Origin of the sequence: [Clostridium] clostridioforme AGR2157, assembly GCF_000424325.1 — a bacterium.
In the GTDB taxonomy this organism is placed as follows: Bacteria; Bacillota; Clostridia; order Lachnospirales; family Lachnospiraceae; genus Enterocloster; species Enterocloster clostridioformis_A.
Map to the genome: position 1 here is coordinate 49150 of NZ_AUJR01000031.1, position 22489 is coordinate 71638.

The window sequence follows — 22489 nt, forward strand, 5'->3', positions numbered from 1 at the left end:
TTACATTAAATTCTCTTCGCGGAAACTGAGATAGCGCCTGTCTCCGATGACAACATGATCAATCAGTGTGATTCCCACCAGGTCTCCCGCTTCCTTCAGGCGTTTGGTGAGCAGCATGTCCGCTCTGCTGGGGGTGGGGTCTCCGCTGGGATGATTGTGAACCAGCACCATGGACACGGCCCGGCACCTGAGCCCCTCTATGAGTACCTCGCGGGGCGTCATGACAGATGCATTTACCGTCCCTCTGGCCATGATTTGATCACGAATCATGGCCTGCTTTGTATTCAGGAACATGACGCGGATTTCCTCCTGCTCCAGATGGCGCATATCTTCCATATAATAGTCAGATATTTCCTCCGGATGCCCAAAGTAAAGGGCATGCTCGCTGGCCTTCCGCTTCCAGATTCGTTTTGACAGCTCTCCTATACAAAGCAGCTGGACCCCCTTTACCTTACCCACGCCCTTGATTCCTGTAAAGTCCTCCAGGGAGTGATGTAAAAGGCCCAGAAGGCCTTCTCCGGGGCTTCCAAGAGCCAGCAGGCTGTCTGCCAGGTCCAGGGAGTTTCCCTCCCTGCTTCCGGTGCGCAGGATGACTGCCAGAAGCTCTGTGTCGGACAGGCTGTCCGGACCCAGACGCAGACATTTTTCATAGGGGCGGTCCTTGTGGGGCAAATCCTTAATTCTTATTCTTTCCATCTCTCTCCTAACTACGCACCTCTCCAAGCACAAAGTCAGGAAAATTATATATACCGGTAAATGATGAGTGCCACTGCCACGCCGATGATGCTGGCCATGGTAATCTTGATGGTCAGTCCGAAGGTGATGACCAGGATGCCGAAATTAATTACCAGAGGCGAATCCAGCCCAAAGGATTGTCCGAAATTCAGCCAGTTCAGCCAGGAAATCCCTTCAGCCAGCTGTCCCATGAAGCCTCCTAGGACAATGCCTGCCAGCAGCATGATTAAAAGTATCCAGAAATTCTTGTAATGCATGTGTCTTACCCTCCGGTCAGTCAGGCCAAACCCCTGGGCCACAGGGCCTGGGTTCGGCCTAATTAGTATATATTACCATAAGTTTCCTGGGGTGTCATCTTAAGATTTTCAAAAACCCCGTCATCCAACAGCTGCTGTAATGACTTGAGTATTCCCAGCTTGGCGTGGTACCAGGTCAGTCCTCCCTGGAAATATACGGCATAAGGCGGCTTAATGGGACCGTCAGCTGAGAGCTCGATGGACGATCCCTGGACAAAAGCGCCTGCCGCCATAATAACAGGGCTGTCATATCCCGGCATGTCCCATGGTTCAGGTGTCACATAGCTGTCCACCGGCGCCGCTGCCTGGATTCCCCTGCAGAAGGATATGACTCCCTCAGGCGTGCCAAAGGTGATGGCCTGGATAATGTCATGGCGGGATTCACTGCCGTTTGGCACCACTGCGTAGCCCAGGCGCTCATAAATGTTGGCCGCGAATATGGCGCCCTTTAAGGCTCCTGACACCACAACCGGTGAAAGAAAAAGTCCCTGGTAGAGCTGCTGGTTTAACCCCAGGCTGGCGCCCACCTCTTTACCCAGTCCGGGAGCGCTTAAGCGGTAGGATGCCCGTTCAATACAGTCCTTTCTGCCCACGATATAGCCGCCGATGGGAGCCAGTCCGCCGCCGGGATTTTTGATCAGGGAACCCACAATCATATCCGCCCCCACATCGGTTGGCTCCAGGGTTTCCACAAACTCTCCATAGCAGTTGTCCACCATGCAGATGACGTCCGGTTTTATGTTCTTGATAAAGGAAATCAATTCCCCAATCCGCTTCACAGACAATGTGGGGCGGGTGGCGTATCCCTTGGAACGCTGTATGGTCACCAGCTTTGTCTTTTCATTTAAGGCTGCCGCAATGCCTTCATAGTCAAAGGAACCGTCCTCAAACAGGTCCACCTGGCGGTAGACCACCCCGTATTCCTTAAGGGAGCCAACAGAATCCCTGATTCCAATGACTTCCTCCAGGGTGTCATAGGGCTTGCCCACAGGCGACAAAAGCTCGTCCCCGGGACGCAGGTTGCCTGACAGGGCCACGTGAAGGGCGTGGGTGCCGCTCATGAGCTGAGGACGCACAAGGGCGCTCTCACCGTGGAATACGCTGGCGTACACATCCTCCAGGGTATCACGTCCCAGGTCATTGTAACCGTAGCCGGTGGTGGCTGCAAAGTGGATATCGCTGACACGGTTGTCCTGCATTCCCTTGATGACCTTCATCTGATTGTATTCCGCCACCGCATCAATGGCCTCAAAGCGTTCCTTCAGCGCTTTTTCCGTTTCTGCCGCAAATTCCCTGACTTCCCGGCTGATGCCAAGGCTTTCGTACATCTGGTTCATTTCATTTATATCCATTGGTTTATAATCCTCCGTTTTCCGGTTTGTTATTGTAGCACGATTCCCTGCTTTGCGCAATCCTCTAATATCCGCTCCAGGACTTTTGAAACATCCCCTCCGAACTCAGGCAGATTCAAAAAGCGTACATCCCTCTCACGTTTGAACCAGGTCAGCTGGCGTTTTGCAAAATGTCTTGTATCGCGCTTCAGTATATATACAGCCTCCTCCAGGCTGCATCTGCCCTCCAGATAGTCCAGAATCTCCTTATATCCCAGCCCCTGCATGGAGGTATGGCCTCTCCGGCAGCCCATATTCTTTAAGGCCTTTACTTCCTCCACCAGTCCCTGTTCCATCATCAGGTCCACCCTGCGGTCAATTCTCTCATAGAGCAGGGCCCGGTCCGTGTTCAGAACATAGTAGAGGAAATTGTAGGGGGATTCCTTCTCCCGCTCCTGCTGGTTATGGAGGGAAATCTTCTCCCCTGTCTGGCGGAAGTATTCAATGGCCCGGATGACACGCTTTATATTGTTGGCATGGATTTGAGCGGCTGCCTCCGGGTCCGCCTGGCGGAGCATGGCGTGAAGGACCTGGGGCGCCCTCTCTCCCTCCCGCTCAGCCAGGGCTTCCAGTTCCCTGCGGACAGGGCTGCTGTCCTCATTTTCCTTAAAATCAATATCGTACAGCAGGGCCTGTATATAAAAACCGGTTCCGCCGGCAATGACAGGGATGCGGCCGCGGCTGTAAATCTCCCTCAGGGCCTCCTTCGCCATCTGCTGGAAGGTGACCACGTTAAAGGACTCCTGTGGCTCCAGCACGTCAATGAGATAATGGGGAACGCCATCCATTTCCCCGGGAGTCACCTTGGCAGAGCCGATATCCATGTGTCTGTATACCTGCATGGAATCCGCGCTGATGATTTCCCCGCCAATGGCCTTTGCCAGCCGGATGGAAAGGGCGGTCTTTCCCACTGCCGTGGGTCCTGTGAGGACAATGAGCGGCTGCTTCATAAAAGCTCCTTTCAGACAATGCGTTTGAATTTTTTCTCCAGCTCATACTTGCTCATGGAGATGATGGTAGGTCTGCCGTGAGGGCAGGAATAGGGATTTTCCAGGTCCAGAAGCTGGTCAATGAGCACATTGGCCTCCTGGAAGGACATGGTATGATGCCCTTTGACAGCTGCCTTGCAGGACATCGAGGCCACCTTTTCATAGATGATGTCCGGGTTATGTACAGACATATCCTCCGAAAGCCCGTCGATCATCTCTGTCAGCAGTTCCTTCTTGGCAATGGAAAACAGGTTGGCAGGCACACCGCGCACCGCGTATTCCCTGCCGCCAAAGGGTTCTATCTCAAAACCGATTCCCGTGAAATAATCCATGTATTTCTTCAGGAGAAGTTCTTCGTTCATGTTCAGCGTGAGGATAATGGGCGGGTCCACCATCTGCATGTCGTACTGCCGCGTCTTTAAAGACTTTATGGTATTCTCGTAGAGCACCTTTTCATGGGCGGCATGCTGGTCAATGATGAACAGCTGTTCGTTGTACTCCACCATCCAGTAGGTGTCAAACAGCTGGCCGATAAGCTTATGCTTCAGCCTGGCCTTGGGGTCCAAAAGCTTGCCGTCAAACAGGTCCAGCTGTTCCGGCTCAGCGGCGCCGCCACCTGTACCGGCGGCGGCATGGGCAGAAGCGGTATCAGGTGTGTCAGAATTTCCGGTACCCGCACCTTTTTCTGTATCCGTATCCATACGCTCCTCCCGGACCGGAAGCTCTGTCTTGCGGTTTCCCTTCAGAGGATTAAGGGCGGCCGGGGAGACTAAACGGTTTTCCTGTTCCTTTCTTCTCTCCTTCAGCCAGTCAGGCATCAGCTCATTGACAAAGGAGGGCCTGGGCGGGGCCGACTGGGCGTAAACAGAACCGGCGCCGGAGGATGGGCCGCCGTGCTGTACCTGGTCAGGGCTGACGGCGGTTTTCCGGCTTAAGTTCTCCCGTCTGCGCACCTCGAAGGGCTCGGGGCGGGGAGCCAGCTTCTCTGCCAGCTGCCTTGCCTCCTTTTCCTGCCTGGCTTCCAGGCTTACCTGGGGAATCAGTTCCTTGTGGGCCAGGGCATTGCTGACAGCCCTTAACACTGCATTGTACACCTTCTCCCCATCGGCAAAACGCAGTTCCATCTTGGTGGGATGTACATTCACGTCCAGGGTATCCGGCTCAATATGGAAATGCAGCATGGTAAACGGGTACTTGTGCTGCATCATATAGGGCTTATATGCCTCCTCAATGGCCTTGGATATGATGGTGCTCTTGATATAACGGCCATTGATGAAATAATTCTCGTAATTCCGGTTGGACCTGGCTATAACCGGCTTGCCTGTAAATCCGGTGACTGTAATCCAGTCCTCGTTGATTTCCACCGGGAGAAGGTTTCCCGCAATCTCCCGTCCGAATACAGTATATATCAGGTCCTTCAGGTTGTGGTTTCCTGAGGTGTAGAGCTTATTTTGATTGTTCTGTATGAAGCGGATGGAAATATCCGGGTGGGAAAGGGCAATCTTCTCCACCAGGGCCGCCACATGGGCTCCCTCTGTCATGGGGGTCTTAAGGAATTTCTTCCGCGCAGGCGTGTTGTAAAACAGGCTGCGGGCAATGAGGGTGGTTCCCTCAGGGGCGCCTATCTCCTCCAGTCCCTTCTCAACCCCGCCTTCAATCTGGTACCGGGAACCGGTAAGGCTGTCTCCTGTCTTTGTAATCAGCTCCACCTGGGCCACGGCCGCTATGCTGGCCAGGGCCTCGCCGCGAAAGCCCAGGGAGGATATGGTGAATAAATCCTCCACTGTTTTGATTTTGCTTGTGGCGTGGCGCAGGAATGCCAGGGGAATCTCTTCCTTTGGGATGCCCCATCCGTTGTCAGTGACGCGAATCATGGAACAGCCGCCGTCCTTGATTTCCACGGTTACGGCAGTGGCATGGGCGTCGATGGCATTTTCCAGCAGCTCCTTCACTACGGAGGCAGGCCGCTCAATGACCTCGCCGGCCGCAATTTTATTGATAGTGCTTTGGTCTAAAACAGTTATGTTGGCCATGTTTAAGTTCCTTTCTGTCTGTACTCAGCCAAAAAGTATCTCTAAAAGCCGGCCCCAATCTTAGATGCCAGGGCCGGCTTTATCAGTTGCTTTTTACAGGTATATAATCCCTGACCTGTATCCATTTCACCGACTTTCCGGAACGCTCTGAGAGAAACGTCCGCAGGCCGTTTATGCAGACAGCGCCCATCTGTCTCTTATCCAGCAGATAGCCGCCGTGGTCCATGGTATATAACACCAGGCAGCGCTGTGTCTCGCATATGTGGGATATCTGGCTGTATGCGTGGACTGCCCTGCCTCCGGAAGTCCTGAAATAATTCCGGTAAAATTCATAGGTCACCGTAAGGGGTTCTCCATTTTTGACAAGGAAACGCTTCCATGCAGTGTCCAGCTGCATCCGGTTGGAACGGTCTGAATTAAAGAGGCCGCTGCGGACGAACCCTGGCCCCCCGGTGCGGACCAGATACGCCAGAATCAGGAAGATAATGGCAGCGGTCAGGGAGTGGAAAATGCCAAATATGCGCAGGAGAATGGAAATTACGCAGCCGGCGCGGCATGTCCATAAGAGAGCCGTGAATGTAAGCCACACCCAAAGGGGCGCAGACGGATTCAAATGTTTTTCCACGGAAACCATATGGTACAATGATTCCTGGTTCATCTTCATGTCAACCGTATAGCAGACGGACTGCGTCTTAGCCTGCTGGTCTTCTGTTATCATATCAGATTCCTTTTCCTTGCTGCACCGGCGGCCTTCCGCCCCAATACTGCATTACATGATGCAGTACGGTTTATCCCCTCTCTTTATATACAACAAAACCAGATAAAACACAAGCCCTTTTTACAGAACCATGGGCCTTACCGGGTCATGAGCATTACAAATCCATGAGTCCCTCCAGAACATGGACCTCCATGCGCCCCTGTTCCAGGTCCACATTCAGGATACAGTCACCGATGGCGGGAAGCATCAGTTCCTTTCCGTCCTTCATGGCAACCACATACACATCATTGGCCCCTGTTTCCAGCACATCCTTAAGGGTTCCAAGCTCCACGCCCTGGTCAGATACAACGGTGAGTCCAATCAGGTCCGTGATGAAGTATTCATCGGGCTCAAGGTCCACGGCCTGATCCCTGGTAATCAGCAGGTCCTTGGATTTATACTTTTCTATTTCATTTATATTGTCATATCCCTTGAATTTGAGGATGACCATGTTCTTGAAGAATTTCACATGTTCGATTTCCATGGGAATATGCTCTTTTCCAGTGTCAAGGATGACTTCCTTCAGCTCTTTGAAACGTTTGGCGTCATCTGTGGTGGGGAATACCTTTACTTCCCCTTTGATTCCGTGGGCGGAGGTTATGACTCCCACTCTCAGCATGTTTTCCATACACCTGTCACCTTTCTGTGATAAGTAATTTTACGGAGCAATATTTCCGGGACAATATTCCGGAGCAATAAATGAACCGCCAGCCCTGCGGCCAGCGGTCCTCAACTTGTCTGCTTACTGAATCTCAACAATTACTTTCTTGTCTTCCTTGGATGCAGCGGCCTTGACAACGGAACGGATTGCCTTTGCAATCCTGCCCTGCTTGCCGATGACCTTGCCCATGTCGGCAGGAGACACCTTAAGCTCAATCAGGGTGTCCTCGCCCTTCATTGATTCGGTAACAACAACTTCTTCTGGGTTATCGACCAGTGCTTTCGCAATCACTTCGACTAATTCCTTCATCTTAACACCTCATTTCAACTACTGAATGCCGGCGATTTTTAAGAGCTTTCCTACGGTCTCAGTTGGCTGTGCACCTGTTGCTAACCACTTCTTAGCTGCTTCCTCGTCAAATTTGATGACACTTGGTTCCCTGGTTGGGTCATAAGTGCCGATTTCCTCGATGAACTTGCCATCCCTTGGGGATCTGGAATCAGCAACTACGATTCTATAGAAAGGAGCCTTCTTCTGTCCCATTCTTCTTAATCTCATCTTTACTGCCATGTGATTTCACCTCCTTGTGAATTGTTCTTATATTAGACATACAGGAGTATTCCTGTTTGACTAGCCTGGTCTGCGGATTGTTTTATCAGCATTCTGTGTCCTAAAAGGGCATCTTCATCTTGCCGCCCAGCAGTCCTCCCAGACCGCCGAATCCGCCTTTTCGCCTGCCGCCGCCCATAAGGCCCGGCATCTGCTTCATCATTTTCTTCATCTGGTCGAACTGTTTTACCAGACGGTTGACCTCGCTGACCTCCACACCGGCGCCTTTTGCAATGCGCTGTTTTCTGGAAGGGTTTATGAGATTTGGATTGGCCCTCTCCTCTTTTGTCATGGAGAGGATGATGGACTCTACTCTGTGCATGGATTTTTCACCTTCATCCATATCCACACCGGACAGCTGGTTTCCCATGCCCGGCATCATGGAAAGGATACTTCCCATACCGCCCATCTTTTTAATCTGCTGCATCTGGGTCAGGAAGTCATTGTAATCGAATTCCGCCTTGCGCAGCTTCTGGCTCAGCTCCTTGGCCTGTTCCTCATCCACCTCGGCAGCCGCCTTCTCAATCAGGGACTGGATATCGCCCATTCCCAGGATTCTGGAAGCCATTCTGTCCGGGTAGAACTGTTCCAGGTCGGACAGCTTCTCGCCCATACCAACATATAGAATCGGTTTACCTGTGACTGCGCGGATGGAAAGGGCCGCACCGCCTCTGGTATCGCCATCCAGCTTTGTGAGGATGACACCGTCAATACCTATCTTATCGTTAAATGTACCGGCCACATTCACGGCATCCTGGCCGGTCATGGCGTCCACCACCAGTATGGTCTGACAGACATCCAGATTGTCCTTTATCTCCACCAGCTCATCCATCATGGTTTCATCGATGTGGAGACGTCCCGCCGTATCCAGAATGACCACGTTAAGGCCGTTTTTGGATGCGTGTTCCACGGCTGCCTTGGCAATGTCCACAGGCTTGTTTTTGTTTCCCATGGAAAATACCGGAATGCCTACCCGGTCGCCGTTAATCTGCAGCTGCTCTATGGCAGCCGGCCGGTAGATGTCGCAGGCAGCTAACAGGGGCTTACGTCCCTTTGCCTTCATCTTGGCTGCAATCTTGGCCGTGGTCGTGGTCTTGCCTGCGCCCTGGAGACCAGCCATCATGATGATGCTGATTTCGCTGGAGGGCTTTAAGGAAATCTCAGTTGTCTCGGAACCCATGAGCTTTACCAGCTCCTCGGTCACGATTTTGATGACGGTCTGTCCCGGTGTCAGGCTTCCGAATACGTCCTCGCCCACTGCCCGTTCCTGAACGGACCCGATGAACTGCTTTACCACGCGGAAGCTTACATCTGCTTCCAGAAGCGCCATCTTTACTTCCTTTAATGCGGCTTTTACATCGGCTTCTGAAAGACGGCCTTTACCGCGAAGGTTTTTGAATACATTTTGTAATTTATCGGATAAGCTTTCAAAAGCCATGAAATAATCCTCCTAAGGCTGCACTGCGTTTAATGAATCACTCATCAAAGTGTGCTGGTGATTTCCGCGGACAATCGCCGAATCTGGTCAATGAGGGCCATATCCCTGGTGCGTATGCATTCATCAGAGAGACGTTCCAGCTCACCGGCCATCTCCTTGACTTTCATGAACTTGGCTACCAGATGAAGCTTGGCCTCATAATCCTTTAGTATCTTGTCGCATCTTTTTATCAAATCGTGGACACCCTGACGGCTGATTCCCTGCTCTCCCGCTATCTCGCTGGGGGAAAGGTCACCGAACACCACGTCCTCGTATACCCTGCGCTGATGTTCTGTCAGCAGTTCTCCATAAAAATCATATAACAAACCCTGCTCCACAATCTTTTCCATTTCAACCACCTGTGCTATCATACACGATAGAAAAAGGATTGTCAAGCATTTTTACTTGACAATCCAAAAAAATCAGCAGCAAGATACATCAACAAAATATGACAGCGGCAGTGGTACACACTTTCCTGTCACTGGTAATAGACATTTTTGTTTACGGATATCAGCAGTATGGCAGCGATAAAGCATCCTATAATAAGCGTTCGGTATATCCCTGAAAAACGGGCGCCAACCTGGCTGTCAATGAGGCAGAACAGGATACTGCCAAACATCAGGATGGTGGGAAGCAGTACAAAAAACAGGTATTTTCCCTTGGAAACACTGTGGGGAGGCGGCGTGCACCGCACCAGCTTCACAAGGGGAAGCCTGGCAAGGCGGAAGCTGGGACCGAATGTTAAGGAAGCCTGATAAGCGATTCCCTCCAGCCGGACCAGGGCACAGGTGGATTCCAGCCGGATCGTCTCATAATTCAGATTCCTTCTGGCCGCGTAAAGGGCTGTCTCCCGCGCAAAGTCCTCCGGCGTCAGGATTTCCCCCTCAGGTTCAAAATAGATGTACTGGGAGTGGAGTTCCTTCTGAAACATCTTCCAGTCTTTCCTGATATCCTCCAGCCAGGTGTTTTCGCCATCTTCACGGCTGATTTCCTCCAGACATTGTTCCACGACCGAGGGTTTCAGCGTCTGCTGTTCTTCCAGTCTGGCACACATCTGTTCCAGCTTCTTTAACTGAGACATTTCCCCATCAATCCGGTCCAGGCGCATGCGCATCAGTTCGCTTAAGGTCAGCCTACCCTCAAAAAGTCCGCGGATATCCCGGATGGGGATTCCCAGCTGCCGCAGAAAACGGATTTCCAGCAGACGCTCTATATCTTCCTCGCTGTAATCCCTGTAACGGTTTCCCTCCGTGCGCCGGGGAGCCAGAAGTTCCTCGCTCTCATAGTAACGTATATTCTTCCGGTCCAGGCCTGAACGTATTTCAGCTTCTTTCATCTTCATAAGCCCATCTCCTTTCTGTTTATGATTTGATTATAAGGTATCCAGCAGCTGTACAGTCAAGGGAAATTGTATATAAAAAGGGAAAACTGTTTAGTTTTCCCTTTCAAAGTCAATCATCCGTCCTGATAATATCTTTACACCTATAGATTCAGGAATAATTCCTATTATCGGTCGCAGAGAGGTTTGTAATTCTCTTCCTTCATAATGCTTGTATAGGCGGGACGGATAATCTTATCCATATTAATCAATTCCTCAATGCGGTGCGCGCTCCATCCCACAATTCTGGCAATTGCAAAGATTGGCGTGAACATTTCTTCCGGGATATCCAGCATGCTGTATACAAATCCGCTGTAGAAGTCCACATTGGCACTGACGCCCTTGTAGATTCTGCGTTCCTCGGTGATAACCTTGGGGCCCAGCTCCTCAATCATGGAATAGAGGGCAAATTCTTCCATACGGCCTTTTTCCTCTGAAAGCTGGCGCACAAAGCGTTTGAAAATCTCGGCACGGGGGTCTGACTTGGAATACACTGCATGGCCCATTCCATAGATAAGGCCCTTGCGGTCAAATGCCTCTTTGTGAAGCAGTTTCTTCAGATAGGATTCCACCTCATCCCTGTCCGTTACATCCTTTACCTCGTTCCTTAAATTCTGCATCATTTCCACTACCTTGATGTTGGCTCCGCCGTGCTTGGGTCCCTTTAAGGAGGCCAGGGCCGCGGAGATGACGGAATATGTATCTGTGCCTGAGGATGTAACCACATGGGTGGTGAAGGTGGAGTTGTTGCCGCCGCCATGCTCCATATGCAGGATTAACGCCAAATCCAGTACATGGGCTTCCACCTGTGAGTACTTCATGTCGGGCCTCAGAAGGCGGAGCAGATTCTCTGCTGTAGAGAGATTCTCGTCCGGGCGGTGTATGTACATGCTGCCATCCCTCTCATAATGGTTATAGGCATGGTAGCCATACACAGCCAGCATAGGCATTACGCTGATGAGCATCATGCACTGTCTGAGTACATTGGGAACGGTAATATCCCAGGCCTTCTCGTCATAGGAAGCCAGGGTAAGAATACTCTTGCTTAAGGATATCATCATATCTTTTGTCGGTGCTTTCATTACTACATCACGGACAAAATTTGTGGGAAGTGTACGGCTGAATGCCAGGCTTTCTTTAAATTTTGTAAGCTGATCTGCATTAGGAAGTTCTCCGAACAGAAGCAGGTATGCAATTTCTTCAAAACCATATCGGTTTTCTCTCACTACCCCGCCAATCAAATCATAGATATTATAACCTCTGTAAAATAGTTTTCCTTCGCAGGGGACCTTTACTCCATCCACTACTTTGTTGGCTTCGATTTTGGACACCTTCGTCAGACCCGCTACTACGCCGTTTCCGTTTTTATCACGGAGCCCCCTCTTCACGTCGTACTTTTCATACAGTTCCAAATCAATCCTCTCATCGCTCATACAAATGTCTGACCACTGGCTCAAGTTGTCCATAAATTCCTTTGTTTCAATCATGCAGAACCTCTCCTTTCGACTGTTTGATTTTCTCTTATAAAATTCCTCCTGTAAAAGTGATATTTTTACTATTTTATTCCATTTTAAGATTTTTTGCAAACTTTTTTTAGTTTTTTGTATAAATATAAGTTCAAAACAGGAAAGATTCCTGCTCTATCACCTGTTTTTCAGCACAGATTTTGTCTATGAGGGGCTGAAGGAGCGGTTCGGTGGTCCGCTGCAATTTTTCCAGTTTACTGGTTTCTATGGGTTCACCGTAAGCCTTATACTGTTCATGCGTTTGTGTATCCATGAGATACGGCTGCAGATTTGGGAAGATGCGTTTCTTAATATATTGAAATATCTTGACTCCTCCATAATCCAAGTCGCCGGTGTGGAGATAGGTCGTCCCGCAGGAAGTCCGGATGCTGGACAGAACCCGTTCCAGATGAATCAGGAATGCACGCTCATCCGGTGAAAAGTATCCGTGTGAATATATGATTAGAGTCCCTTCCTCATAGGGCATGCTTTCATAATTCGCTTTATTCTCCACTGTAATCACCTTGGTAACGGACTGTTCCGGTGGGATAGATGCTTTCCTGAGTGTCTGGTTGTTAAAGACAAACCCGCAGGGAAACAGGGAAAGATTTATCTTGTTTCCTTCCAGTTCAATGACCAGGTTTCCTTTCACGGCTAACTCTTGGGCATAGCCGTTAATCAGGAGCTGGTCCAGCACCTGACAGTCATCCATGTCATCATTTACCGTGTCCAGATAAACCCTGGCGGCAGATAGGATTTTGGATTGCAGGTGATTTTCAAAGGCTTTGGAATTTCCCAGATATTTTTTGCTGAAAATCCTTTTATAGACTGGTTCCTGCAGACAATCTATGGCCTTGAAACAGGTAAACAGCAGTTCCCGCTTCGGGGTATCCAGTGCCTTTGGAACATCTCCTTTATCCAGACTCTGGAGAAAGGATTGGTAATAGCTGCGTATCCACTGGCTCTGTATCAAAGCAAGCTGTCGGTCCACCTCTTCTTTCAGTGCATTGACACGCTTGAACTTCGGTGTTTTTCCCAGACGTTGGTATATAGTCTCCATCTGTTCCAGGCGGTACCATACCTTTTCTGCCTCGGTTCCGTACTGATACCATTTGACCTTCAGCAGCCCCTCCTTTTCCAGCTTCATAAGCTGGTTCATAAAGTCCTGTTTTCCTGTTTCTTTAAAATCCTGTTCCCTGAATATGACGGAGCGGTTTCCGCTCATGCCCTCCTTCCAGTCCACAGTGCTGTTCTCGCATTTTCGGATAATACATTCCAGCGGTGCGTTCATAAAAGGCTTCCCATCCCTTTCTCATAATGACGTTCTCTATTATGTATCCGCAAACTCATTCCTATCTTCTTCATCCTGCATCAGCTCCACAAAGCGCTCCCGTTCAAATTCCTGGATGGATATGGACTTCTTGTTGGGGTTTGCAAAGACAAAGGTCTTGTCCACGTTTTCCACGTAATTCTGGATTTTGTCATTGGTGGCACTGATGATGGCCTGGAACCCAAGTCCGCGGATCAATTCAATACAGCTGGCCACCTTCTCCCCGTCCATCTTGGAAAACGCTTCGTCCAGTACTACCAGCCGTATGGTTGGATTGCGCTCCACCTTAGAGGGAAGATTGATGCGGTAGGCCTGGGCAAAACTGGCCAGAAGGGCCACATACAGCGGGTTTTGGCCTTCTCCGCCTGAATTCTTCTTAATCATCTTGCTCAGCCGGATTTTGATAACCTCATCCTGATTCTGTATGAGCTGCTGCATGTCAAAGGACAGGTAGGTGCGGTAATCTGAATACTTATCCATGTTCCGCCTGGCCTCGTCCATCTGATCCGGGGCGGCGTTTTCCGGGGGGATAAAAATGCTGATGAGTTCATTCATCAAATCCCCATACTGCTTTTCATGCTCAATGGTAAACAGGTCCATCTGGTTTTCATAGGAATAATTGAGGTCCGCCGGATTGATATCCAGTGAATCATCCATAAACATATCGTAGAATCGGCCGTCAGGTCCTTTGTTGCGGCCAATAATAAACTGGTACTTGTCCTTTCCGAAATCCAGGCGGCTGATGATGCGGTTCAGCTCATCCTTGCGGATCAGAGCCTCCCGGATTGCGCTGCGGATTTTATACATGAAGTCATCCCGGAAATGCTCTACCGCGGATTTGGCCTGTTCCGTGGCTTTCTGCTTGTATTCTTCCAGATTGTCGCATTTCAGGGCGCTTAAAAGGTGATCATAGACAGCGTTGTCTCTGGCGTTTACCGGGAAATTGCGGTTGGGATACGTCCGGATATAGCTGGTCCTGACCGTCAGAAGCTCCTGAAAGGCTGCTTCCCTGGCCTCAGACAGCTTGCTGCACCTGACAGTATAGGTTTCCTTTTCCCTGTCATAGCGCACCGTATCCCTGGAGGACAGATAGGCTGTCAGTTCATTGTCATAGTCAGGATTTTGCGTTAACTCCCGTTCCTTTGACGTGAGAACGGACTGGCTGTCAATGGACTTATTCCGGTATCCTTCTATCTCCCGCTCTTTATCGCGGATGAGTACATTCAGGCTGTCCCTCTCCCTCTTTTTGCCGTCGCAGAGCGTGATGACCGCCTGGCGGTCCCGTTCTAACTGGTCTACATTTTGCTCCTTTAAAAGCTCCAGCTTCTGTATCAGCTTTTTCTTTTCACGCTCCTTGGCCTTATAGCTGTTTATGTCCTTCAGCCAGTCCATGTATTCCGGGGGCTCAGCCGAGAGCCAGGGAAGCGCCAGGATTCTATGGGCTTCCCTGACCGTCTCCTCCAATGGCTTTTTCTTTTCATCCAGGGCCGCCAGCTCCTGCTCCAAAAGACGGATACGTCTCCGGACGCTGTCCTTGCCGATATAGGCGAATTTAGTATAGTTATCCGGGTTGATGTGCTGCAGGCGGAAGGTGTGGTAGAGCATGCAGCCGCTGGTGATGCCGATACGGCATTCCCTTAATTCATCTATGGTATCGCACTTGATGACCCTGCCAAGGAGCAGGTCCATATAGGGCCTTAAGTAGGATTCCCTCACAGTCACTTCCTCTGAGAGGGCGCCTTTTTGTACCTGGGGCTGGTTCTGGGATGCCTTTTCCGTGTCCAGCACAGCCACGTTGAAGTATTCCTTTTTATCCAGTTCCCCGTAGATTTCCAGGGCGGTCCTGGCGTATTTTGGAGCTACCACCAGATTTAATTTGTTATTTCCCAGATAGCCCTCCACTGCGCTGCGCCACTCATCTCTCTTTACATCCAGCAGATCGGCCAGCACATGCACATCCACGCTCTTACCCGTTTCCTCCAGGAGGCGGCGCTGGATGTAGCTCCGGGCATTCTCCAGGTATTTGGGATAGGCTTTGCTGCCGGAACGAAGCTTTTCCAGTTCATCCCTTGTCTGCTTTTCCTGCTTTTTGAGCTCCCTGAGTGCGGAAGACGCCTCCTGATGCTGCTTTTCCGTGTCTGAGCGCATGGATGCCATGGATTTTTTCAGGCGTTCCAATGTCTCCAGATCAATAGTGCGGTTTTCAAATTCCTCTATATCCCAAAGAGTCTGGTTGGAGGTGATGTCCTCTTCTTCCCAGCGCTTTAAGGCATCTGTGGCCTGCTGCCACCTGGCCTCGCTTTTTCCCAGCTGTTCCAGCAGTTCATTCAGGCTCTTAAGCTGGTTTTTAAGTTCCTCGTACCCAGTGGAGGCAATACGGCGCAGCAGCTCGTCGCTCTGCCGGGTCAGTTCTCCAATCTGTTCGTCCACGGAGCTTCTGGCCTGGATCTGCTTTTCCAGATCCTCTCCCGCCAGCTTTGCCTTGTGGGCCAGGGTGCGGACCTCTGACTGAAGCTGCAGAATCTCCAGTTTCTGCACAAAATAGGAAGATTTTTTGAGCTGCTGTTCCTTGTCAGCATAGCTTTGGAATCGGTCCTCAATCTGTTTTAAGGATTGGATTTCCGCACATGTATCCTCGATTTTCTTTCTCATGCGGCCGTACTGCATGACGCTTTCCTGCATGTCCTCGATATGGATGTCCTGTTCCATGCAGATGTATTCCTTAACAAAATCCTCCAGCTTGATGTTCATTCTGAACGGGATGGCCCGCTTGAAGAGAAGGGGGAATTTTTCGGAGTCCAGGCCGCCCAGGTAGGAATCATAGAGTATCCGGCGGAAACGCTCGTTGTGGGAGGTCAGGAAATACTCCTCCCTGTTGTAATTGGCCTGAAGATAGTCCTCTATTTCCACGATGGACATGGTCCGCTTCCCGCCCCTGTAGCCATTGTCCCACATGGGGCCTTTGTGCCAGAAGAAGCGGCGGGATATCTCATTGGTGGCGGTCTCCACATCAAAGACAATTCCCACGCACTGGCACTGGCCCGTATCGCTTCGTTTCAGCTCCAACACAATGGTGGAGGAGAAGTTCTGGTTGCGCAGATAGGAAAATTCGTTGTTGTCGCCGATATTTACCATACCTCTTAGGTATTCAATCAGGCTGCGGTCAGAGTCATCGGCAGCAGCCTTGTTGAAGAAGCCCCGGCCGTCCGTATTGGCGTAGAGCACAATCTGCATGGCGTCTATGACAGTGGACTTGCCGCTGCCGGAATGTCCGGTGAAAAAGTTGATTTCATCATTAAAGGACAGAGTCCTTTTCGTTATATAGTGCCAGTTATTCAAACATATCCTGGAAAGGGCGAGAAAACGATCATTTGCTATTTTCTGTTCCATGGTTCTCCTTCCTCTGCTGTCATATCATCCGCGTCTTCTTCCTCCAGTTCGGCCTTCAGCTGGACTCCGCTGTCATCCGTATCCTCATCAAAGGAGGAAAGAAGCTGGCGCACATCGTCTCCCATGAGCACCACGTTGATGCAGGGATATATTATCATGCGGCTTTCACTTTTTAAGTCCTCTAACAGATCCAAAGGTTCAATGACCTGGTATTTTTTCAGAAGGGTAACTGCCCGGCGTATATCCGTGAGGGCGGGCTGCTTCTTAAACAGCCTGTAATTTCCCAGCTTTTCGTGGATTTCACGCAGGGATGTATAGACGTTGACACTGGTGGAAACGCTTTCCATCTGTTCATCGTATATCAGCTTCAGCACCAGCAGGTACAGGGTGGCGAGACGGGGCAGCTTGTCACCCACCACATTTTCACCCTGGATGTACATGACGCCCATCTGGCTGTTTTCACGCAGCTCCACTCCGCTGATGGCAAAATAATTCTTGATGAATTCCAGGTGTTTGCTGCATACCCGGTAGTCTCTGTTGTACTGGAATCTTCCGGTACGCTTGTCATATTTATGTTCCAGTATGAACGTCTGGCGCCATAGGAGGCGGATGATTTCCGTCACTTCCGACTGCTCCGAGTGCATCAGATTGTCGTAGTAAGGGATGCTGTTTCCGGTGTATCCGGCCGCGGGCGCGATGTCTGCCACGCTGTTTTCCAATTCCATGTTTTCCACTATCTTGTCCTCCTGACAAATACCAGCCGCGGATAGGTATAGCCGCCGCTGTGTACCATTTCCGAATCTTCCTCTTCCACCTTATAAGGGCTCTTTCTCCTGGTGGAATAGTCATAGGCCAGTATCAGTTTTTCAAAGTCCTGGTCTGAATGTATGGTTTGTTCGTCCACCACCATTTTCCCGTCTGCCATGCTGCCTTCTATAAATGCTTCAATCTCCTTCTGGCTGTAACGGTTCCTGACCTTGTTCAGGTTCAGGACTTCCTCCATGGACAGTTCCTCGGATTCTTCCTCATCCTTTAACTGTTCCGTGAAATCCGCCTTGGTCTTACGGCGTTTGTACAGGGATTTTTCTGACAGTATGGTCATCTGGGACAGGTTCATCCTGGCGCTTACAGCTGTCAGTTCCTCTTCCGGACAGCCGTATTCCGACATATGGTTCAGAAGTTTGATTACAAGCCCCTTCATGTTGTCCTCCTGGTTTAACAGGTAATTGAGGCGTGTGACCGTTGCCTTGACATAACGGGTGTGCTCCTTGTCCATGTTGGAGATGCGGTGTTCGATATCGTCAAACCCACGCTCCAGCTGGTCCAGCTTCTCCACAATATCGTATTCTGTCAGGGGCGTCTTCTTCTGCCCCCTGGTTGAAGCCGCGCTTTTGGCGCACATTTTATTGATCCAGGAACTGTCCTCCCGCATGGCGGCTATCCAGGATTTAATGTCTGTCTTGTAGAGATAAAAATTGTCTGAGGTCTTTAATATATGATATTTTTTATTGACAATTTCCGTCACGTATCCTTCCAGGTGCTCCTTTAACAGGGTACCGTAATTCTTCTGTTCCAGCAGGCTGCCAAAAAACTTATCCATATTGTGAAGCATGTCCTGAAGGGACTTGTTCAGTTTTTTCGTGTTTACCAGAGCCGTATTTAACAGGCTGACGCTGGAGCGGGGGTCGTTTTTCAGAGAAAATAGAATGGCATAGACATTCTGGATATAAACCTGGGTCTCGTCCTCATCGTCGTTAGACAAACGGGAAAATGCCTCAATCATCACCGCGGCGTAATCCGGGATGACGATGTTGACCGTCATGCTGGCGTAATCATCCACCTTGCGGAGCCAGCCGGTCCGCAGCAGCCAGTTAAGAACCCTGGTGGCAGGCGGTTCCAGTTCATCCCAGTCATCCTCGGTCTCATCCTGCCATATGACATATTTTTTCCGGGAGAAATATTCACTTAAAAGCTGGATGCAGACTTCCCTGCTGAGGAAGTAATTGCTGTACTCGTACTCCTCGTTGATTTTAAGAAGGGCTTCTATGTAAGTAGACCGGTTAACAGAGCGGAACAGGCTCCAGAACCGGTCTGGTATTTCATTCATCAGTATCATTTACAAACCTCCGTATTTCCATATCATTATAGCAGGAATTACCGGAAGTGACAATCAGAAATCATTTCGCCCTTACCTTACCCTGACTCCAGAAGCCGGGCTTTCAGATACTCCAGAAGAACCGGCTGGATGTCCGGATAGGTCCAGTTATCGGGCGGTTCCAACAGCGCTATGCGGGCTATCTCATACCCTTCAGGCATGGGTCCCAGTTCTGTGATATTGCCGTAATAGAGCATTCCGTAGTTTATGACAGGAGTGTCCGTGTCTTCCAAGGTCTCACGGACCGAATATGCGCTTAACGGCGTCAGGGTGAAGCAGGCTGCCCCGGTCTCTTCGTATAATTCCCTGCGGGCCGTGTGTTCTATCGTTTCACCTGCTTCCCTGCGGCCTCCGGGACACTCGTAGGTATCCCGTTCCCTGTGCTGGCAGAACAGCCATTTGCCCCGGTATCTGGACAGGATGACTGCAAACTTCAGCAGGGAATCATCCACTGTGTTGTGAAATTCGACGTTTATCATGTGGTAGTCTCCTTATTTGGAATCGTTAACTCACATATCCAGTCCAAGGTAAAGGAGCAGTCCTATGGAAAAGAACAGGACATGGGGAAAACGGAAAAAGACATATGCCAAATCCACAGAGGGGCTCCTGCGGATAACGGAAGGGGAACAAACAGCCACAGCATACAGAACATATAGAATGCGGCAGACAGCCCTCCAAACAGCAGGAGTTTTTTCTTATGACAGGTTCTGCTATCCGCACAGTGCCTGCCACATTCAGGGCATGCATCAGACTGACTGCGATTCCCACACTTATAAGGGGCATGACGAATGTATGCAGCAGCATATAAGGCATGAAATTGTATGTCCGTGTTCTGAGCAGGTCCAGATGACGTTCCAATGCTGCCAGAATGAGGTAAGAGGCCAGGGTCAGGATGCCCCAGGACACGGCCTTTTTCAGGTGGCTCTTTCTGCCGGCAGCCCTGATTTCCTCATCCGCACTGGCAGGCATCTGTCCGTATACAACCACAAGAATATCGGTTTCAAAGGCACCGGCCAGGGCCTCCAGCATGTCCAGATCCGGCTGACTCCTGCCTGTTTCCCTTAGTTAAAGATATTGTTCTATCTGAGTGCCAGATTTGTCTGACACTCAGATTTTTTGGTTAATCAATTTTACCGACAAAGCGGTAGTAAATCGCTATTTCCTGTTCTCGAAAGCCGTTAGCGAGCTTCACTGCTTCATACACTACGATTTTTTCAACCAGCGTATTTAACAGTTCGGCGGTCAGTTCAGTAGGATTGGCATATTTTTTAATGAGTTCAATCCATTTCTCTGCATCAGTTACAGTCTGCTTGTTTGTTGCCAATTCTGCTTTGAGTTTCTGGATTTTCTTGTCTAACTCCATCTGCTCTGCCTGATACTTCTGCGACAGCATTTGGAAGTTCTGTTCTATGATTCGCTCCGAAACTCTATCCTCGTACATTTTCACAAACAGTCTGTCAACCTCTGCTTTGCGTTTCTCAACCTTATTTAGCTCCGCCGTCTGTTTCTTCACAGCTGCGGCTCTCTCCTTGTCTCCGGCTTTCAGCAGTTGTTGTAGGAGCTGTTCTTCACCCAGCTGTGCCTGCTGTGCCCAATACTGAATTCTCAGCAATACATAGGTATACAGTGTGTCATATCGGATGTAGTGCATCGAACATTTTCCAGTGCCTTGCCCATACTTGCTGCAATGATAATGACCGTAAGGCGTTTTGTTCTGTCGATTTTCCCCATAGGCGAGTGACCAACCGCAGTCGGGGCATTTTACAAGACCAGAGAATATCTTTGTTGTACCATCTTTCTGCTTTCTCCTACGGGAAGCAATCTGTTCCTGAACCCGGTCAAACACATCTTTTGAGATAATAGCCTCATGGGTGTTTTCTATACGCAGCCATTCTTCTTTCGGCTTGCGCACTTTCTTCTTGTTCTTGTATGAGATATTGCTCTGTTTGTTGTGAACGCTGTTACCGATATAGGTTTCGTCTCTCAGAATATCTTTCACTTGACCGATTGACCAGTCATACTGCTTTTCTTCCGGTGCCTCGGCATAGATGTGGGCAAACGTACCATATCGGGTATAGTTGAGCCAGCCAGACGTAGGGACTTTCTCAATAATCAGTGCAATGCTTGCAGCACCAGAGCCATGGTAAGCAAGTTCAAAGATTTTCTCAATGATCCATTTGGTTTCTTCATCGACTACAATGGCATTTTTGATTTCCGGATGTTTCTTGTAACCCAATGGTGCGTAAGTACAAGTTCGCTGACCGGCAGCGTGTTTTGCACGAAGGGTAGCTTTTACTTTTCGGCTGGTATCCTTGGCAAACCATTCATTGAACAGATTTTTGAAAGGAACGAAATCACTTAGACCTTTTTCAGTATCTTCATTTTCTGTGACTGCAATATAACGGATATGCTTTTCGGGAAAGACGAATTCCAGATAGTAGTCCATCATAACGTGTTCACGACCAAAACGAGAAAGGTCTTTGGTGATGATACAGTTGATTCTTCCTGCATCTACATCATCCATCATCCGCTGAAACGCAGGGCGGTCAAAATTCGTACCAGACCATCCATCGTCAATATACTCGTCCACAACATAGAAGTTATTATCCCTTGCATACTGCTGTAAAATGGTTCTCTGGGTTTCAATGCTGACGCTATCGCCAAAGTTTTCATCGTCACGGCTTAATCTATAATATAGTGCGGTATTGCATGGTTGCTTCATTCAAATCCTCCTTCTGTGAAACAACCCACGCTTACAATACTTCGTATTTGTATTGTACTATATGCGAGGGCTGTTTTCAATTTTGTCGCCTACAAACTTGACATTATTTTTTCAGTTGTCCGGCAGAATACTGGATAACATTCTCGATCAGAGTTTCGACGGACTTTCCGTTTTCAGAAAACCGTTCACTAATCTTAATCATCGTTTTCCTAATCATCAGATAATCTGCACCCTCTACACGGACATAGTGAGAGGTATTTTCAAGAGTAGGCACCGGAGCTGTCCTGTCGTCATTGACTCGGCGATTCCATTCCTCAATAACTTCTTCAGGCGGAACAAAAATCGGATCGAAGCAAGCACATAAATCAATGGGGATATTGTCTGTACAGTCAAAATCAAATTCGTGGTTCATTCATTTCCTCCTTTGTGTGTAAATCCCTTTTCTCACTTCCTGCCACGCATGGTAGAAATAAAGAAAATAAAAAAGCTGCCACACAGAGCATCAGAATATAAGCAAAAACGTTTGCACTTCTGATGGTTCTATGTAACAGCCAACATGAAGGAATTTCCCCTCACGAATATGTCTGACTCTATCGGATAAATCCCGAAAATATATCGAACCGCTATTCAGTTTTCAAGATTATTATAATATATGGATATCAGAAAATCAAGTAAGGCAAAGAATCAGAACATAGTATGTCGTATAATAGTTACAGTTCACAGGTCAATGTCATTTAGTTAACTTTTTGTAAAAGAAAGAATGTTTCTTTAAAATAGAGATCTGACGTTCCAAACGGATAGATTGAAGAGAAGGATATAGGGATTATTTATCAGAAGTAGTTTTGTAAATATTTTACCGCAAGGCAAACAAGCAGATTTACATCTGCTTCAAAAAAGGGTATCATAGATATTGATGAAACTGTTACTTATGCTGCTCGATATATAAAATATCGAGGTTTTCGGAAGTGTGCCGTTTGGAGTCGTGGATACTGTCGATCATTCCGTATCGGAATCAGCTCTTTTGTCAGCAGGGACATCACATCTATGGAGTCTTTCTCTGT

General features: G+C 49.2%; 21 protein-coding genes. 1 reads left to right on the forward strand and 20 read right to left on the reverse strand.

Features of this window, described 5'->3' with window-relative positions; translation table 11 throughout:
• From radC to G614_RS0114115, 18 genes are all read right to left on the reverse strand, one after another.
• Nucleotides 1-696 (reverse strand): RadC family protein, encoded by a 696-nt coding sequence (radC, locus tag G614_RS0114030; protein ID WP_027642455.1) that lies wholly within the window; start codon nt 694-696, stop codon nt 1-3.
• Nucleotides 697-740: 44 nt separating this feature from the next.
• The gene (locus G614_RS0114035) at nt 741-992 is read right to left on the reverse strand and encodes a DUF4321 domain-containing protein (protein ID WP_002567735.1); all 252 of its coding nucleotides are present in this window, start codon (nt 990-992) and stop codon (nt 741-743) included.
• A 62-nt stretch (nt 993-1054) separates the two neighbouring features.
• Nucleotides 1055-2383 (reverse strand): aminotransferase class I/II-fold pyridoxal phosphate-dependent enzyme, encoded by a 1329-nt coding sequence (locus tag G614_RS0114040; protein WP_027642456.1) that lies wholly within the window; start codon nt 2381-2383, stop codon nt 1055-1057.
• Between the two features lie 29 nt (nt 2384-2412).
• Entirely contained in the window at nt 2413-3372 is a 960-nt protein-coding gene (miaA, locus tag G614_RS0114045) for a tRNA (adenosine(37)-N6)-dimethylallyltransferase MiaA (protein ID WP_027642457.1), read from the reverse strand.
• A gap of 11 nt (nt 3373-3383) precedes the next feature.
• Entirely contained in the window at nt 3384-5444 is a 2061-nt protein-coding gene (gene mutL, locus G614_RS0114050) for a DNA mismatch repair endonuclease MutL (protein WP_027642458.1), read from the reverse strand.
• Between the two features lie 82 nt (nt 5445-5526).
• Nucleotides 5527-6162 (reverse strand): YcxB family protein, encoded by a 636-nt coding sequence (locus G614_RS0114055; RefSeq protein ID WP_027642459.1) that lies wholly within the window; start codon nt 6160-6162, stop codon nt 5527-5529.
• Nucleotides 6163-6316: 154 nt separating this feature from the next.
• Nucleotides 6317-6829, reverse strand: coding sequence for a ribosome maturation factor RimM (gene rimM / locus G614_RS0114060; RefSeq protein WP_027642460.1), 513 nt, complete (start codon nt 6827-6829; stop codon nt 6317-6319).
• Nucleotides 6830-6943: 114 nt separating this feature from the next.
• Entirely contained in the window at nt 6944-7171 is a 228-nt protein-coding gene (locus G614_RS0114065; protein WP_002567740.1) for a KH domain-containing protein, read from the reverse strand.
• Between the two features lie 18 nt (nt 7172-7189).
• Nucleotides 7190-7432 carry a 30S ribosomal protein S16 gene (rpsP, locus tag G614_RS0114070; RefSeq protein WP_002583195.1) on the reverse strand — a complete coding sequence of 81 codons (243 nt, stop codon included), beginning with the start codon at nt 7430-7432 and terminating at the stop codon, nt 7190-7192.
• A 100-nt stretch (nt 7433-7532) separates the two neighbouring features.
• Nucleotides 7533-8909 carry a signal recognition particle protein gene (gene ffh / locus G614_RS0114075; protein ID WP_027642461.1) on the reverse strand — a complete coding sequence of 459 codons (1377 nt, stop codon included), beginning with the start codon at nt 8907-8909 and terminating at the stop codon, nt 7533-7535.
• Between the two features lie 44 nt (nt 8910-8953).
• Nucleotides 8954-9298, reverse strand: coding sequence for a YlxM family DNA-binding protein (gene ylxM / locus G614_RS0114080; RefSeq protein WP_022201837.1), 345 nt, complete (start codon nt 9296-9298; stop codon nt 8954-8956).
• Between the two features lie 128 nt (nt 9299-9426).
• Nucleotides 9427-10290, reverse strand: a complete 864-nt coding sequence (locus G614_RS0114085) for a MerR family transcriptional regulator (protein WP_002583198.1) — start codon at nt 10288-10290, stop codon at nt 9427-9429.
• 164 nt (nt 10291-10454) lie between these two features.
• On the reverse strand, nt 10455-11813 hold the full coding sequence (locus tag G614_RS0114090; RefSeq protein WP_022201835.1) for a citrate/2-methylcitrate synthase: 1359 nt from the start codon (nt 11811-11813) through the stop codon (nt 10455-10457).
• Between the two features lie 130 nt (nt 11814-11943).
• On the reverse strand, nt 11944-13122 hold the full coding sequence (locus tag G614_RS0114095) for a Wadjet anti-phage system protein JetD domain-containing protein (protein WP_002595582.1): 1179 nt from the start codon (nt 13120-13122) through the stop codon (nt 11944-11946).
• Nucleotides 13123-13161: 39 nt separating this feature from the next.
• Nucleotides 13162-16551 (reverse strand): ATP-binding protein, encoded by a 3390-nt coding sequence (locus G614_RS0114100; protein ID WP_027642462.1) that lies wholly within the window; start codon nt 16549-16551, stop codon nt 13162-13164.
• Complete coding sequence (locus G614_RS0114105; protein ID WP_027642463.1) at nt 16536-17285, reverse strand: DUF4194 domain-containing protein; 750 nt, start codon at nt 17283-17285, stop codon at nt 16536-16538. Before G614_RS0114105 ends, G614_RS0114100 begins: the two co-directional genes overlap by 16 nt.
• Complete coding sequence (locus G614_RS0114110) at nt 17285-18667, reverse strand: Wadjet anti-phage system protein JetA family protein (protein WP_027642464.1); 1383 nt, start codon at nt 18665-18667, stop codon at nt 17285-17287. The genes G614_RS0114105 and G614_RS0114110 overlap by 1 nt, the downstream gene beginning before the upstream one ends.
• Before the next feature lie 77 nt (nt 18668-18744).
• Nucleotides 18745-19185: an NUDIX hydrolase gene (locus G614_RS0114115; RefSeq protein ID WP_027642465.1), complete on the reverse strand. Its 441-nt coding sequence runs from the start codon at nt 19183-19185 to the stop codon at nt 18745-18747.
• Nucleotides 19186-19249: 64 nt separating this feature from the next.
• Here G614_RS0114115 and G614_RS31280 point away from each other — a divergent pair, with 64 nt between their 5' ends.
• On the forward strand, nt 19250-19771 hold the full coding sequence (locus tag G614_RS31280) for a hypothetical protein (protein ID WP_155245050.1): 522 nt from the start codon (nt 19250-19252) through the stop codon (nt 19769-19771).
• A 55-nt stretch (nt 19772-19826) separates the two neighbouring features.
• On the opposite strand, the gene G614_RS0114125 is transcribed toward G614_RS31280, so the two are convergent.
• Both G614_RS0114125 and G614_RS0114130 read right to left on the reverse strand, forming a co-directional pair.
• On the reverse strand, nt 19827-21428 hold the full coding sequence (locus G614_RS0114125; protein WP_027642466.1) for a recombinase family protein: 1602 nt from the start codon (nt 21426-21428) through the stop codon (nt 19827-19829).
• 103 nt (nt 21429-21531) lie between these two features.
• Nucleotides 21532-21840 (reverse strand): hypothetical protein, encoded by a 309-nt coding sequence (locus G614_RS0114130; protein ID WP_027642467.1) that lies wholly within the window; start codon nt 21838-21840, stop codon nt 21532-21534.
• Between the last annotated feature and the right edge of the window lie 649 nt (nt 21841-22489).

Excerpts from the sequence above, each read along its gene's own strand:
- mutL (WP_027642458.1), bottom strand. The coding sequence starts at position 5,444 with ATGGCCAACATAACTGTTTTAGACCAAAGCACTATCAATAAAATTGCG.
- G614_RS0114100 (WP_027642462.1), bottom strand. The coding sequence starts at position 16,551 with ATGGAACAGAAAATAGCAAATGATCGTTTTCTCGCCCTTTCCAGGATA.
- G614_RS0114065 (WP_002567740.1), bottom strand. The coding sequence starts at position 7,171 with ATGAAGGAATTAGTCGAAGTGATTGCGAAAGCACTGGTCGATAACCCA.
- rimM (WP_027642460.1), bottom strand. The coding sequence starts at position 6,829 with ATGGAAAACATGCTGAGAGTGGGAGTCATAACCTCCGCCCACGGAATC.
- ffh (WP_027642461.1), bottom strand. The coding sequence starts at position 8,909 with ATGGCTTTTGAAAGCTTATCCGATAAATTACAAAATGTATTCAAAAAC.
- G614_RS0114125 (WP_027642466.1), bottom strand. The coding sequence starts at position 21,428 with ATGAAGCAACCATGCAATACCGCACTATATTATAGATTAAGCCGTGAC.
- G614_RS0114115 (WP_027642465.1), bottom strand. The coding sequence starts at position 19,185 with ATGATAAACGTCGAATTTCACAACACAGTGGATGATTCCCTGCTGAAG.
- G614_RS0114085 (WP_002583198.1), bottom strand. The coding sequence starts at position 10,290 with ATGAAGATGAAAGAAGCTGAAATACGTTCAGGCCTGGACCGGAAGAAT.
- rpsP (WP_002583195.1), bottom strand. The coding sequence starts at position 7,432 with ATGGCAGTAAAGATGAGATTAAGAAGAATGGGACAGAAGAAGGCTCCT.
- G614_RS0114095 (WP_002595582.1), bottom strand. The coding sequence starts at position 13,122 with ATGAACGCACCGCTGGAATGTATTATCCGAAAATGCGAGAACAGCACT.
- G614_RS0114055 (WP_027642459.1), bottom strand. The coding sequence starts at position 6,162 with ATGATAACAGAAGACCAGCAGGCTAAGACGCAGTCCGTCTGCTATACG.
- G614_RS0114110 (WP_027642464.1), bottom strand. The coding sequence starts at position 18,667 with ATGATACTGATGAATGAAATACCAGACCGGTTCTGGAGCCTGTTCCGC.
- G614_RS31280 (WP_155245050.1), top strand. The coding sequence starts at position 19,250 with ATGGAAAAGAACAGGACATGGGGAAAACGGAAAAAGACATATGCCAAA.
- G614_RS0114040 (WP_027642456.1), bottom strand. The coding sequence starts at position 2,383 with ATGGATATAAATGAAATGAACCAGATGTACGAAAGCCTTGGCATCAGC.
- G614_RS0114130 (WP_027642467.1), bottom strand. The coding sequence starts at position 21,840 with ATGAACCACGAATTTGATTTTGACTGTACAGACAATATCCCCATTGAT.
- radC (WP_027642455.1), bottom strand. The coding sequence starts at position 696 with ATGGAAAGAATAAGAATTAAGGATTTGCCCCACAAGGACCGCCCCTAT.
- miaA (WP_027642457.1), bottom strand. The coding sequence starts at position 3,372 with ATGAAGCAGCCGCTCATTGTCCTCACAGGACCCACGGCAGTGGGAAAG.
- G614_RS0114090 (WP_022201835.1), bottom strand. The coding sequence starts at position 11,813 with ATGATTGAAACAAAGGAATTTATGGACAACTTGAGCCAGTGGTCAGAC.
- ylxM (WP_022201837.1), bottom strand. The coding sequence starts at position 9,298 with ATGGAAAAGATTGTGGAGCAGGGTTTGTTATATGATTTTTATGGAGAA.
- G614_RS0114035 (WP_002567735.1), bottom strand. The coding sequence starts at position 992 with ATGCATTACAAGAATTTCTGGATACTTTTAATCATGCTGCTGGCAGGC.